Source organism: Frankia sp. CgJB1 (genome assembly GCF_977947065.1).
This window is the reverse complement of record NZ_CDWTNB010000122.1, coordinates 1-12,247: the sequence shown is the minus strand read 5'-3', so window position 1 is coordinate 12,247 and position 12,247 is coordinate 1. Positions and strand designations below refer to the sequence as shown.

Here is a 12,247-nt window from a genome sequence, read left to right as displayed (position 1 = left end):
CGTCAGCGGGCCGGCGTGCGCAGCTATCGCGTCGGGCGGCTGAGGCACGCGATGGTCCGGCCAGAGCCCTTCGAGCGGCCCGCCGGCTTCGACCTCGCCCGCTGGTGGGCCGCGTCGAACGAGGACTTCGCCCGGACCCTGCTGCGTTGGACCTGTCGGCTGCGGTTATCCCCGGTTGCATTGACCCGCCTGCGGCAGGTCGTCGATCCGTTGGCCGCGCGGGAGGCCGTCGCCGCGGCGGGCCCGCCTGACGCCGACGGCTGGCGGGAGGTGGAGTTCGCGACGGAGGGGCTCCAGGTGGCGCTCAGCCAACTGTGTGCCTTGGCGGACGGGGTCGTGGTGCTCGCCCCTGCCGAACTGCGTGCCGCCTTCGCCGAGGTGGGTCGGCGCATGGCGGAAAACAATATGGCGGAAAACAATATGGCGGAGAACAGTGCTGCCGCGGCGGTGGGGAGCAACGCTACCGTCGCGGGAGATCGGGAGATGCCGGTGAAGGAGGTCGCGCCATAAGTACCGGCGGGCTGCTCGTTGTCGCTCTGGTGATGGCCGTCGGCCTGGTTGGCGTCGTCCTCCCGGTACTACCGGGCCTCGTCCTGGTCTGGGGCGCGGGTCTGTGGTGGGTGATCGCGGACGGTGGGGGAGTCGGCCGCTGGATCGTGCTGGCGCTCATGACCGCGCTGTTCGTGATCGGGGTGCTCACCAAGTACGTCCTGCCGGCTCGGGCTACCGCCGGTCGGGGGGTGCCGTGGCCCAGCCTGGCCATCGGCGCGGTGTGCGCGATCATCGGCTTCTTTGTGGTGCCGGTCGTCGGGCTCCTGATCGGTGGAGTGGTCGGGATCTACCTGGCCGAGCTGGCGCGGCTGGGGGATGCGCGAGCGGCGGGCCGTACGACCTGGGCCGCGATTGTCGCCTTCGGGGTCGGTGTGGTCGTGGAGCTCGCCGCCGGCGTCGCGCCGGTGCTCGTCTGGTTGGTCGGCGAGTTCGTTGCCTGACGACGCGTGACGACGCGTGACGACTCGTGGCGGCGCGCTGCTGGTTCCGGTCTTCCGGAGTCCGTGCGGGCCGGGAGTCCGCGCGCCCTGATCCGGGGAGCCGGCCGGCCCCGAGCCTGGTCAGCCGGTCTCCCGACGGCGTCCTCCGCTGCATGATCGCTATGTTAAGTAGGGGTAACCATTTCCGGTGCTCCGTGGTTGCCACCTCGTCCGTCGTGTGCGGCTGTTAGTATCGTCCGAGTGATGCTGATGGAACGTCTCCTGACGGATCTCAATGGTGGACGGCGAATGTTCCACTCCGAATTTCACCGGGCTATCGGATCGAACTCCGGATGAGTGCTCCGGGGCGAACCTGTCGAAAATCTCAGAAATTCATACGATATTTTTTCCTCTATTGTTCAGAGCGGTCGTGGTCGAAGCCACGGTGCCTTTTTCTGTCGCATTCTTCCGGGGCTCCGCAGTGGTACCGGGCGCGCCCGCGGAGTCACCGGCCGATGCGGCGTCCGTTCTTCCCCTCGATGTCCTTCCCTTCGACGTCAAGGATTGTGTGGAGGCATCCGGCCGCCGGGTTCCGCGGCCGCGGTCTGGTCGAGGCCTGACGACGTGACCGGGAAACGTAGCGCGCAGGCCCCGTCCTTGAGGGCGGGGAGGATGCCAAGAGAGGAGACCGTCCCGTGCGTGTCCTGGTGATCGGATTCGGGCAGGCGTTGCTCAACCAGCTGGGTTCGGCGCTGCCGCCGGGCAGTGTCACCCTCGTCGAGGACCCGGATCTGATCGACCGGCGGCGGGTGCGGCCGGCTGTCGAGAAGCTGCCCTGCGTGGCGGCCCTGCTCCCGGCGGCCTACCACCAGAGCGAGGACTTCCTCCCCGTCGTGCTCGCCGCGGCGGCCACCGGGGGACCCTTTACCGCCGTCGTCCCGGCCCTGGAGCATAGCGTCCCCGCTGCGGCCTTGGCCGCGGCCGCACTGGGCCTGCCGGGCGCGGGAGTCGGGGCCGCCCGATGCCTGTCAGACAAGATCGAGCTGCGCCGGGCGGCGACGGCGGCGGGCATCGCGACCCCGCGCTGGAGGGAGGTCTTCGGCCCGGGTGACCTCGCGGCCTTCGGGGTGGAGAGCCCGGTGGTGCTCAAACCCGCCAACCGGCACGGCAGCCTCGGCGTGCAGATCCTCGACGCGGTGGAGGACGGGCCGCTCGACCTGGCGGCCATCTGGTCGGCGACGGTTGCCGCCCTCGACGACGGCGCGCTTCCCAACCGCCCGTTGCACTGGCGCTACCTGGTGGAGAGCCGGATGGTCGGCGCGGAGTTCAGCGTGGAGGCGCTGGTTCGCGACGGCGTGCCGAGCTTCGTCAACGTGACGGCGAAGCGGGTGCTGCCCGGTCGAGACCGGGCACGTCGTGCCGGCCCCCGGACCCGCGGCCAGGACCGCCGTGCTGAGCCGCGCGTTGACGCGTCTCATCGCGGCGATCGGCTTCCGGGACGGCATCCTGCACGCCGAATGGATGCTGACCGCCCGCTGCCCGGACGACCCGGTGCTCATCGAGTGCGCCGGGCGGATCCCCGGTGACAGCCTGGTCGAACTCATCGACCTGGCCTACGGAACCTCGCTGGTCGCGGACTACCTGGAGATCCTCTCTGGGAGGCAGCCCGCGCCGGCCGCGGTGGCGAGCGCCGCCGCGGCGATCCGCTTCCTGAGTGCCCGGCCCGGTCGGGTCGACGCGGTCGACGGCGTCGAGGTCGCGCGGGCGGTGCCCGGGGTGCGGCGGGTAGCGCTGGCGGTCACCCCTGGCACGTCCATCCCGCCGCTGCGCTCGTCGGGCGACCGCATCGGCGAGGTGTTGGCGGTCGGCTCGACCCCGATGGACGCCGAGGCCACGGCGGCACGTGCCGCCGGGCTGGTGCGCGTGGCGGCGGCGGCAGCAGGGGCTCCGTTCGGCGCGGCTGTCATGCGGATCTAATTCCGTTGCCGCCGTCGCTCACCCTGATTATGAACACGTAAACGCCTGCCCGATCGGCACGTCGCGTACCCGCGGTATCCCGGGCTCCGCGTCCCGGTCGCATAATGCCGAGGTGGAACGCGCCAGCGAGAAATCGGACAGATGATTCTTCGCATATGGGTCGGCGTCCGGCGGGCGAGTACGGACATCGCCGTCGATCTGTCTGCGGCTGTTGCTTTCACGCTCTCCCCGCGGCTGTGTTCCGCTTTTCCGTTCCTTTCTCCTCGTTGGCTGATGGGGGCCGAGGGTGCGCCGTGGCGGGTGCTGCCGTCGCGGCGGGAGTGTCGGTGTTGGGGGTGATGGTGTTGGGGGTGCCGGGCCGGTGCGGTCGCTACCTGGTCACCGGATGACCGGGCCGATGGTTCTCATCCAGAATCCGACGGTGGTGCAGCCGGCCGAGACGTCGGTGTTCCTGGCACCCCGTCCGTCCTACGACCCGGTCCGGGCCGCGGCCGAGTCCGCCGCGGTGCGAGCGGCGCTCGCCGACCTTGGGGCCCGTCCCTGTGCCCCGTCCGAGATCCTCGCGGCGCTGCCCCGGGAGGTCCTGATCGAGCTCGCCGTCCGTGCGGTCAGCGCCGAGGACGACCTGCGAATGGCCGCCGCCCGCGAGGCGCTCCACGACTGGTCGGCGCCGGCGCTGGTGCCGGTGGTGCTGCGCCAGCCGCGGCTGCTGCTCGACCCCGGCGCCGCCCGCGGCGTGATCGGTCCCGATCAGGCGGACGAGAGCTACGCCCTGCGTCCCTTGGCCGGGTTGATGTTTCCCCGTGATCATTATGTCGATCTCGGTGAAGCGGTCGCGGTCGGCCGGTTGCGGCGCCGGGACCGGGCCCGCGAGACGGTCGTCATGGCGGCCGTGCTGCGCGGGTTGCGGGGCCGATCGGCCGAGGTCCGCGTCCCGGAGCCGCTGTTCCTGGAAGGCGGGGATCTGGTGAGCTGCGGCGATGTGGCCGTCCTCGGCACCAGTTGGCGGACCAGCCCGGCAGTCTGGGGGCTGTTGCGTCCGCATCTGCTGGCCAGCTTCGGTCACGTGGTGCGGGTCCGCGACGAGCTGCGGCGTGACGGCCAGCCCCATCTGAACTCCTGGCTCGGCCTCGGCCCGGGGATCGCCCTCGTCGCCGCCGATCGGCTGCACGCCCCGGCGGTGGTGGAACGCGACGGCGTCGCCGGCCGGGAGACGACGCTGGTCGACGCCCTGCGAACGATCAATCTCGCCGTCTGTCCGCTGGCACCGGACATGGTCGCCGCCTTCGCCGCGGGGGTGTTCTTCCTGCCGGCCTTCGCGCCGCCGGAATCGGTCCTCCGGCCGGAATCAGAATCGGTCCTCCGGCCGGAGCCGGCCGCCCTGGTATCCACGGCGAGTGCGCCCTGGACCGAACCGGTGCTGTCCCGGTTCGGGATCCAGACCGTCGCGGTGCCGTTCGATGAACATCACAAGCAGTTCGGCAGCCTGCACCGGGCGCTCAACACCGTCCCGCTGCACTGATGGCGCACCGTCCGTGCCCTCCAGAACGGGCCGTGAACGCTCCTCAGGGAGCCTCCCAGACCCGAAGACCGCAGTAAGCCTGTGCGCCGGCTCGGTGCGTCCGGCTTCGCGCTCGGGCCGATCTTCGCCTCCTCCGCCCACGGTTACGACACCATCGACCATCTCCGCATCGATCCGCGGCTCGGCGACGACCGCGGCTGCCCGCGCCCAGAGACCCGGTCAGATCTGTCGGGCGGCGCGCCGTCCACGGGCACCCAACGGGACCTCGGAAAGATCCTCGGCCTGCGACCGGAGGTTCTTGTAGCGGTAGCCGCGTTCGGTCAGCCAGGCTGCGGCGGTCGCCCGCGCACGGTCGGTCGCGGCCACCATGTCCTCCTCGGTCTCGCCGGAATCCAAGAAACGGAAGGTGAAGAAGGGCCTGGTGGCGATGTTGTAGGTAAGGCTGCCCTTCGGCGTGAACGCGGCCTGCAGGATATCGTGTTCCGCCGCGTGGGCCAGCAGTTCGGTGCGCTGGTCATCGGTCAGCCCGTCGAAGGCGCCGCGGACGGTGATGCGGAAGGTACGGGTGCTCATGGCTCGATCCACGGCCCGGCTGGCGACACGCTGGCTGCGTGGCCGGCTTCCGCGTCCCCGCCGGATGATGAGCGAGTACGCGCTGGAGACCGCGTACTGCGCCGAGGTCGTGGCTGTTACCTACGAGGCGATGGGCCTGCTGCCGTCCGGTCGCCATCCGAACTGGTACGACCCGGGGCGGTTCTGGAGCGGTGACGACCTGCGTCTGTCCGGAGGCTTCGTGCTGGGCGGGGAGATTGTCGTGGACGTGGACGACTCTGCCTAGCGTCGCGTCTGCCTAGCGTCGCGTTCGGCGGGTCCGTGCGGCGGCGGTTGACCAGGATCTGGTTCCTTGTCTTTCCAGAGCCTTTCGTGCCCGATTTATCCCTCCGGATAGGCAGGGTGCGTCTGGGGGGATGCCGTCGTCACGGGGGTGCCGTCCAGGTGCGGCACGGTGATCGCGGTGACCAGCAGGCCGCGGGCCGAGAGCCAACGACCGTCGAAGCCGGTCAGCTCACCGCCGGCTAGCCGCGGCCCCGCCACCAGGAGTTTCGCGATGAAGGTGCCCCGGGCGGCCGGGCCCGGCGCCGGCGGGCCCATAGGTGCGGTGCCCGGGTGGATCACGAGGGCGGCGTCTCCGAAGCCAAGCCAACGTTCCGCCAGCGGGTACCACGCCTTGTAGACGGACTCCTTGGCGCTGAACAGCAGCCGGTCCCAGCAGACGGCCGGGCGGGTGCGGGTGAGGGCCGCGAGCCAGCCCTCCTCGGCGGGAACGGTGATCTCCTTCAGCACCCCGCCGGGTGTGGGTTCGTTCGGCTCGGCGTCGATGCCGATGGTGTGGACCTCCGCCGCCCGGGCCACCGCGGCCGCCCGGTAGCCGGCGCAGTGGGTGATGCTTCCCACCACTCCGTCCGGCCAGCCGGGTGCGCCGCGGGAACCGGGCAGGATCGGCGCCGCCGGAAGCCCGAGCCCCTCCAGCGCGCGATGCGCGCATACCCGGGCGGTGGTGAACTCGCGGCGCCTCTTGTCGACCGCGCGGCTCAGCAGCGCGGCCTCCTCGGGGAACAGCACGGCCGAGGGATCGTCCTCGAATGCCTCGACGGCGACGGCCGCCGCGGGCAGCAGGCTCGCAAGCAGGCGCGGATCCACCCTCTTTACTCCGCTACCCGTTACCCCGGTACCCGTTACTGACGTCGAAGCCGGGGCCCCCGGCGGCGCCGAGCCTGCCCCCGGCGCCAATCTCGATCCCGGCGTGGAACTCGATCCCGGCATCGCGCTCAGTCCCGGCGGGCCGGCGGTGCGGGGAAGGGCAGGATCTGCCGTAGCCCGGACCATGGCTTGCCCCACGCCGCGCGTTCCCGGGGGTAGCCCATTGAGACCTCCTCGAAGCGGACGTCGTCGTACCAGGTGGTGCGGGGAATGTGCAGATGACCGTAGACGACCGCGCTGGCCCGGAACCGCGTGTGCCAGTCGGCCGTGCTCGTGGTGCCGCACCACAGCGCGAATGTGGGGTACCGCAGTACCGCGGTGGGCTGACGGACGAGTGGCCAGTGGTTGACGAGCACCGTTGGCATTGTCGGATCGATGTCGCCGAGGCGCGTCCGGGTCTGCGCGACCCGGGCCTGGCACCAGGCGTCGATGGTGGGATACGGGTCCGGGTGCAGCACCCATTCGTCGGTGCACACGATCCCGCTTTCCCGGGCCAGGGCCAGCGCCTCCTCCTTCGTCGCCGTTTCGGCGGGACGAAAGGTGTAGTCGTAGAGCACGAACAACGGCGCGACGACGACGGGACCGCCCGTGCCCTCCCAGACCGGATAGGGATCCTCCGGGGTGACAACACCCAGCCCGCGGGCGATCTCCACGAGATGCCGGTAGCGCTGTTCGCCGCGTAGCTGCACCGGGTCCTGCTTGGGAGTCCACAGCTCGTGATTCCCCGGCACCCAGACAACCTTCGCGAAACGCCCGCTGAGCTGCTTGAACGTCGTCTCGATATCGGCGACCGTCTCGGCGACGTCACCGGCGAGGATCAGCCAGTCGCCGGATGATCCGGGTGCGATGTCCTCCACCATCCGCCGGTTCTCGGGGTAGGCGACATGCACGTCACTGACGGCCAGCAGCCGCCCGGGCGAAACCGGGGAATCCGTCCGGGACACAGGGCGAAGCCTACCGGCGCGGCCACCGACGCGTCCGCCGGATGAAAATGCTGTTCCGATGTTCGAGATGGCGCCGGGTGGGCATCCTGATCGAGGATCATCGCGAGGGATCGGTGACGATCCATCGAGTGATGACACGATGAGCCGACGGATCCGGCCGATCTTGCGGGAGCGGACAGCGATGAACGACAGTGGGCAGGGATGAGTGGTGGGCAGCGATGAGTGACAACGTCGGAACCGGGCTGCTCGTCGCCCTCGGGGTCCTCGTCGTGATCATCCTGGCGCTGGCCGTGGCCGCGCTGGTCGTCGTCCGGAAGTACCGGCTGCCGCTGCGGGGCCTCGTGGCGACCCTGGCGGGCCTCGCCTACGTCATCTCCCCGGTGGACGCCGTCCCGGAGATTCCGCTGGGGCCGATCGGACTGATCGACGACATCACCGTGATTATCGCGGCGGTGGTCTACCTGCGCGGCCTGATCGCCGCGCGGCGGGGGCTGGGCCCGGCCGGGATCGATCCACCCAGCCGGGCGCCCCACCCGATGCCGCGGCAGCCTCCGCCGCCTTGGACACCGCCTCGGCGCCGTAGCCCCCGATGATGACCGGGAGGACGACCACCGAGGCCGCCTCCTCCGGTCGCCGGCCGGGCCTCAGGAAACCTGCCAGAGTCGCACCGTGGTGTTGGCGCTGCCGGTGGCGAGGACGCGATTGTCCGGGCTGAACGCCACCGATGTCGCGCTTTTGGCGCGGTCGGCGGAGACCTGTAGCCGGCCGAGCTCGCGGGGTCGGGCGGGGTGGGTGACGTCCCACAGCTGCACCCATGCGCCGGGGACGTCGATGGCGAGGGTGCGTCCGTCCGGACTGAAAACCACCGAGAGCACGGCGGGCGGGAGCTTAGGGGCGGATCCGTCGAGCGATATGCCGAACGGTGTGCCGAGCTGGTGGGGGCTGGTCAGGTCGGTGACGTCCCACAGCCGTATTCCGTCGGAATGCTGCCCCGCCGGTCGCGAGGGTCCGTCCGTCGGGGCTGAACGCCACCGATGCCACGGCGCCGGGGTAGCCGGGGAGCAGCGGGTGGAGCTGGTACGAGCTGGTCGGGTCGGTGACGTTCCACAGTCGCACCGTTCCGTCATCCCCGGCGGTGGCAAGGGTGCCCCCGTTCGGGCTGAACGCCACGGACGTCACGGCGCCGGTGCGGTCGGTGAGCAGGGGGTCGAGCTGACGAGGGGTGGCCGGGTTGGTGACGTCCCACAGCTGGACCGTCCCGTCGACGCCGGCGGCCGCGAGGGTGCCCCTGTCCGGGCTGAACGCCACGGACGTCACGGCGCCGGTGCGGCCGGTCAACGGGGCGCCGAGTAGGTGGGCCGTCCCGCCAGGGGTGATCGGCTGCGGATCGCCCTCGCGGACGGCGAGAGAACCGACCCCGGCGGCCACGAGAACGGCGAGAACGGCGAGAACCGCGGCGGCCGTGCGGTGCACCTGCCTGCGATGATCAGGGACCGGACGGCGGGCGGGGGATGCGGCGGGCCGGACGCTGTCCGAAAGGTTGATCGTTTCAGGATTGGGGGGTGCCGGGCTCCCTCGGGTGGGCTCGACTGTCGCGGCGTGACCGGTTGGGACCTTGGTCGTCGTGCGCAGGAGCAGGGCGCGAGCACGGTCCGGGAAGGTCTGCGGTTCGTCCTCGGGAAGGGTGAAGGCAGGCGTGCGACGGGACAGGACGGCGAGGACCTGACCGGCGAACGAGTCGGCGCGCATGGTCAGCCTCCTGTCTGGGGGTTCGATACGGCCGGCTCTGTCGCGGCGGCTGTCCTGGGATCGAGGGGGACGGCGCGGGCGAGGCGCTCCACGACCAGGGGGCGGCAACCCCGACCGCGAGGGCGGCGAAGGCGGTGTCGACCTGGCCCGAGGCGCCGGCGGCCGCAGCCAGGCCGGCGCCGATGGCGAGACGGACCAGTTCGGCAACCAGGTAGGCCCAGGGGCCCGCTTCCTGGGATTTCCCGGTTTGCCAGGGCCACCGGCCCCGTCGGCGGACCGTGGTGTAGAGATCGAGACCTTCGACAGCGAAGCCGCCGAACAGTCCCCACAACGCCACTTCAACCCCCATCATGATACGGAAAGTAACCGATCAGCCTGGTAGCGTGGAAGCTGGGTCCGCCCGCTATGGATAGCGGCCACGGACAGCTGCGATGAGAGCCGCGATGGAAAGCCGTCGGAGCAGGCGGCAACGGAGCGCCTGAACAGCCGTGCATCTCGGCTGGAACACCGGGGACGGCCCGGGTGTTGCCCGCGACATGAATTCTGTCACCTTCGCGATTACCTGGGATTACCGTTGCCCGTTCGCCCGCAACGCACATGAACACGTTTTGATTGGTCTCGCGGCCGGTGCCGACTGGAACGTCACCTTTCTCCCGTTCTCGCTGGGGCAGGCGCACGTGGAGGAGGGACAACCCACCGTCTGGGAGAAGCCCGAGCAGGACTCCGGGATCCTCGCCCTGCGGGCTGGCGTCGTCGTCCGCGACGAATATCCGGATCTGTTCCCCGCCGCGCACCGGGCACTGTTCGCGGCGCGTCACGACGAGGGCCGTCACCTGGAGGACCGTACAGTCATCCGGGAGACGCTCGCGGGGGTGGGGCTGCCCGCCGACGAGGTGCTCGCCCGGGTTGACGATGGCGCCCTCGACAAGGTCCGCGCCGAGCACGAGCAGTACGTCGCCTCGCATACCGTTTGGGGCGTGCCGACCTGGGTCGCCGGTGACCAGGCCGTGTTCGTCCGGCTGATGAGCCGTGCGCCGCTCGGTGCCGACCCAGCGGGTTCCATCCGTGCGGTGGAGCGCATCGTCGACCTGGTGACCGGTTGGCCCGAGCTGAACGAGTTCAAGCACACGTCCATCCCACGCTGATCTTCCACGCCGGTTCGGTCCGTCCCGGTATACATCCACGGCGACGGGGATGGCGCCCGCGCCGCCCGCCATCCCCCCTGCCGGCGCCCGGCGGTGTCAGACGTTCAAGCCGTGTGAGATGCCCAGGCCGTGTCAGACGTCCAGGCCGTAGCCGCGGGCGATCGCCGCCAGGCCGTTGACCCCACCCTGGCCGAGTGCCCGGAAGCGCCAGCCGTCCTGATCCCGGTAGAGTTCACCGAACAACATCGAGGTATCCCGCGCGGCGGCGGTGGTGAGGTCGTACCGCACCAGTTCGTCATCGGTCGACGCGTTGATGACCCGGATATAGGCGCCGGTCACGTTGCCGAAACTCTGGTGTCGATAGTCGGCGTTGTGGATGCTGACCGGGAAGACGATGCGCGTTATCGCACTGGACAGCAGGTTGAGACGCACCTCGATCTGTTCGTCGTCGCCCGCACCCTCACCGGTGAGGTTGTCACTGCGGTGCACGATCTCGCCGCGCGGACTGCTGAGGTTGTTGTAGTAGATGAAATAGCTGCGGTTGGGGGCTCGCCCGTCCGCCTGCAGGGCAATGGCGCTCGCGTCCAGGTCGAACTCCTCCGATCCGGGAGCATTCGGATCCCAGCCGAGGCCGACGGTGATGTGCGTCAGTCCGCCGGTGGCTCCGGTGAGCGCGACGATTCCACCCTTGACGACGTCAATGCCCACGGTTCTCCGATCCCACGACACTCTCTGGCCCGGCGGCCCCGGCCAGCATGATGTTCGCGATACGTGACTACCCAAGCACATGCGTGTGTCGCTGGTGCGCGCATCCAGGAGAGTGTCTTGATCAGTACCGATCAGTACCGACCGGTACCGGTCGAGACCGCTGGTCGCGAGCGGCGACGGGTGTCCGACGACCGGTAGCCTACTGGGGAGGAATGGTCACCGACCGATTGGCGTCGGCATCGTTACGCAGTCTCCGGGATCGTGGCCGGGGACGGCCGCGGCCACCGGCGGCATCGGCCGGCCCGAATTGGCTAACGTCGGCAACCGTGGATCGACTACCGCTGCTTGTCGGGTCCGGCGACATCGCTCGGGCGCTGGGTCTGACCCGCCAGGCGGTCGACCATCGGCTCCGGGTCGATCCGGCCGCGCCGAGCCCGGCTGCGGTGGTAAATCGCACCGCCACCTGGGGCGGGACCCGGATCTGGTGGCGAGCGGAGATTGATCGTTGGCTCCGGCTCGAACCCGAGCACTGGGAGGTGCGCTGAGGGAGGTCGCCGGGAAAACGCGCCGACGGAAACCTGACGGAAAGCAGAAAGTTCCGCCCGGGGCATCCGGTGACCGGCGGTAGACGTCCGCGGGACGCGGGACGTACTCGATGGACCGGCCTGTTCCCGCCACATCCATGTTGGACGATCGTTGTTGAACGATCATTGAGGAAACCGGGCGGACGGCTATCGCCATGCCGTCGGTCGGCTGATAGCGTCTGATGCCACCGTCCGCTGGGTGACGGTAGGTTCGGGGGCGCATGGTGCTGGATTTTGAGGGTACCCGATGAAGAACTACTTCTTCATCTCCTATGCGGCAGATGAGGATCGGCGCTGGGTGCAGCGCTTTCACGCCGATCTCGAGTACGAGCTGCGGGTTCAGGTTGGCTCCGCGGTGGGCGGAATCCTGGACACCCGCCCGCGTCCCGGCATGGACGCCGACCTGGCCCTGGCCGCCGGCGCCGGTGGAACCCGCGTGATGGTGGCGCTCTGTTCCGATCCCTTTTTCAGGGACGCCTGGTGCGGGCGCGAGTGGGAGGTCTTCCACTCGCGCATCGAAAATTTCAGCAAGGCCGGTACGACCAGGCTGGAGGATGGTTTCATCCGGGTGCTGTGGCGTCCGGTGCAGGATCCCGTCCCGGCGATCGCGACGAAGGATCTCGCGGACGCGAGCGCGGGACTCCCCGACACCTACCGCCAGCGCGGCCTGCTCTGGATGATGCGCAAGATGCTGCTCGGGGCGGGCGGATACTACTGGTTCGTCCGTATGTTCGCGGCGCGGATCGTCGCGGCCCAGCAAATCACCCTGGACCCGGTGCCCGACCTCGCGGTGCGCCGCGCCGCCGCGGCCTTCGGCTCCCACCCCGGCTCGTCCGGGGACCCGCCGGAAGCGATGCCCCCCTTCCTTCCGGTGGCCTCAATGCCG

At 70.0% G+C, this 12,247-nt stretch carries 16 protein-coding genes; 10 read left to right on the top strand and 6 right to left on the bottom strand.

What is annotated here, in order from left to right:
* The 5 genes from AC08OT_RS14195 to AC08OT_RS14175 all read left to right on the top strand — a co-directional run.
* On the top strand, nucleotides 1-510 hold a 510-nt coding region (locus AC08OT_RS14195; RefSeq protein ID WP_476602901.1), incomplete at its 5' end, for a helix-turn-helix transcriptional regulator.
* Between the two features lie 32 nt (nucleotides 511-542).
* Nucleotides 543-992: a DUF456 domain-containing protein gene (locus AC08OT_RS14190; protein WP_476592630.1), complete on the top strand. Its 450-nt coding sequence runs from the start codon at nucleotides 543-545 to the stop codon at nucleotides 990-992.
* A 674-nt stretch (nucleotides 993-1,666) separates the two neighbouring features.
* Nucleotides 1,667-2,557 (top strand): ATP-grasp domain-containing protein, encoded by an 891-nt coding sequence (locus AC08OT_RS14185; protein WP_476595415.1) that lies wholly within the window; start codon nucleotides 1,667-1,669, stop codon nucleotides 2,555-2,557.
* On the top strand, nucleotides 2,523-2,948 hold the full coding sequence (locus tag AC08OT_RS14180) for a hypothetical protein (RefSeq protein WP_476592632.1): 426 nt from the start codon (nucleotides 2,523-2,525) through the stop codon (nucleotides 2,946-2,948). Before AC08OT_RS14185 ends, AC08OT_RS14180 begins: the two co-directional genes overlap by 35 nt.
* 397 nt (nucleotides 2,949-3,345) lie before the next feature.
* A complete protein-coding gene (locus AC08OT_RS14175; protein ID WP_476595414.1) occupies nucleotides 3,346-4,470 on the top strand; it encodes an arginine deiminase family protein in 1,125 nt (374 codons plus the stop codon).
* Between the two features lie 219 nt (nucleotides 4,471-4,689).
* Here AC08OT_RS14175 and AC08OT_RS14170 read toward each other — a convergent pair whose 3' ends face one another.
* Nucleotides 4,690-5,043 (bottom strand): DUF6204 family protein, encoded by a 354-nt coding sequence (locus tag AC08OT_RS14170; RefSeq protein WP_476592634.1) that lies wholly within the window; start codon nucleotides 5,041-5,043, stop codon nucleotides 4,690-4,692.
* Between AC08OT_RS14170 and AC08OT_RS14165 the strand changes: the two genes are divergently transcribed.
* Complete coding sequence (locus AC08OT_RS14165) at nucleotides 5,042-5,308, top strand: hypothetical protein (RefSeq protein ID WP_476592635.1); 267 nt, start codon at nucleotides 5,042-5,044, stop codon at nucleotides 5,306-5,308. The genes AC08OT_RS14170 and AC08OT_RS14165 overlap by 2 nt on opposite strands.
* A 95-nt stretch (nucleotides 5,309-5,403) precedes the next feature.
* Here the strand turns inward: AC08OT_RS14165 and AC08OT_RS14160 are convergent, their stop codons facing one another.
* Both AC08OT_RS14160 and AC08OT_RS14155 read right to left on the bottom strand, forming a co-directional pair.
* Nucleotides 5,404-6,159 carry a 4'-phosphopantetheinyl transferase family protein gene (locus AC08OT_RS14160; protein ID WP_476592641.1) on the bottom strand — a complete coding sequence of 252 codons (756 nt, stop codon included), beginning with the start codon at nucleotides 6,157-6,159 and terminating at the stop codon, nucleotides 5,404-5,406.
* Between the two features lie 140 nt (nucleotides 6,160-6,299).
* Nucleotides 6,300-7,175 carry a metallophosphoesterase family protein gene (locus tag AC08OT_RS14155; RefSeq protein ID WP_476592636.1) on the bottom strand — a complete coding sequence of 292 codons (876 nt, stop codon included), beginning with the start codon at nucleotides 7,173-7,175 and terminating at the stop codon, nucleotides 6,300-6,302.
* Nucleotides 7,176-7,393: 218 nt separating this feature from the next.
* Between AC08OT_RS14155 and AC08OT_RS14150 the strand changes: the two genes are divergently transcribed.
* Nucleotides 7,394-7,768: a YkvA family protein gene (locus AC08OT_RS14150; protein WP_476592637.1), complete on the top strand. Its 375-nt coding sequence runs from the start codon at nucleotides 7,394-7,396 to the stop codon at nucleotides 7,766-7,768.
* A 51-nt stretch (nucleotides 7,769-7,819) separates the two neighbouring features.
* Here AC08OT_RS14150 and AC08OT_RS14145 read toward each other — a convergent pair whose 3' ends face one another.
* Complete coding sequence (locus AC08OT_RS14145) at nucleotides 7,820-8,041, bottom strand: WD40 repeat domain-containing protein (protein ID WP_476602900.1); 222 nt, start codon at nucleotides 8,039-8,041, stop codon at nucleotides 7,820-7,822.
* A gap of 22 nt (nucleotides 8,042-8,063) precedes the next feature.
* Nucleotides 8,064-8,924, bottom strand: a complete 861-nt coding sequence (locus AC08OT_RS14140; RefSeq protein WP_476602899.1) for a WD40 repeat domain-containing protein — start codon at nucleotides 8,922-8,924, stop codon at nucleotides 8,064-8,066.
* A 488-nt stretch (nucleotides 8,925-9,412) separates the two neighbouring features.
* Here AC08OT_RS14140 and AC08OT_RS14135 point away from each other — a divergent pair, with 488 nt between their 5' ends.
* Nucleotides 9,413-10,069, top strand: coding sequence for a DsbA family protein (locus AC08OT_RS14135; protein ID WP_476594681.1), 657 nt, complete (start codon nucleotides 9,413-9,415; stop codon nucleotides 10,067-10,069).
* A 132-nt stretch (nucleotides 10,070-10,201) separates the two neighbouring features.
* Here the strand turns inward: AC08OT_RS14135 and AC08OT_RS14130 are convergent, their stop codons facing one another.
* Nucleotides 10,202-10,777 (bottom strand): TerD family protein, encoded by a 576-nt coding sequence (locus tag AC08OT_RS14130; RefSeq protein ID WP_476594680.1) that lies wholly within the window; start codon nucleotides 10,775-10,777, stop codon nucleotides 10,202-10,204.
* A 326-nt stretch (nucleotides 10,778-11,103) separates the two neighbouring features.
* On the opposite strand from AC08OT_RS14130, the gene AC08OT_RS14125 reads away from it, so the two are divergent.
* Both AC08OT_RS14125 and AC08OT_RS14120 read left to right on the top strand, forming a co-directional pair.
* The gene (locus AC08OT_RS14125) at nucleotides 11,104-11,322 is read left to right on the top strand and encodes a hypothetical protein (protein WP_462186578.1); all 219 of its coding nucleotides are present in this window, start codon (nucleotides 11,104-11,106) and stop codon (nucleotides 11,320-11,322) included.
* Between the two features lie 286 nt (nucleotides 11,323-11,608).
* Nucleotides 11,609-12,247: TIR domain-containing protein (locus tag AC08OT_RS14120; RefSeq protein WP_476602898.1), on the top strand; the 639-nt coding region annotated here is incomplete at its 3' end.

Bases quoted from the DNA above. Each gene is read 5' to 3' on its own strand.
- AC08OT_RS14165 (WP_476592635.1), top strand. From the start codon at position 5,042: ATGGCTCGATCCACGGCCCGGCTGGCGACACGCTGGCTGCGTGGCCGG.
- AC08OT_RS14150 (WP_476592637.1), top strand. From the start codon at position 7,394: ATGAGTGACAACGTCGGAACCGGGCTGCTCGTCGCCCTCGGGGTCCTC.
- AC08OT_RS14190 (WP_476592630.1), top strand. From the start codon at position 543: ATGGCCGTCGGCCTGGTTGGCGTCGTCCTCCCGGTACTACCGGGCCTC.
- AC08OT_RS14140 (WP_476602899.1), bottom strand. From the start codon at position 8,924: ATGCGCGCCGACTCGTTCGCCGGTCAGGTCCTCGCCGTCCTGTCCCGT.
- AC08OT_RS14175 (WP_476595414.1), top strand. From the start codon at position 3,346: ATGGTTCTCATCCAGAATCCGACGGTGGTGCAGCCGGCCGAGACGTCG.
- AC08OT_RS14170 (WP_476592634.1), bottom strand. From the start codon at position 5,043: ATGAGCACCCGTACCTTCCGCATCACCGTCCGCGGCGCCTTCGACGGG.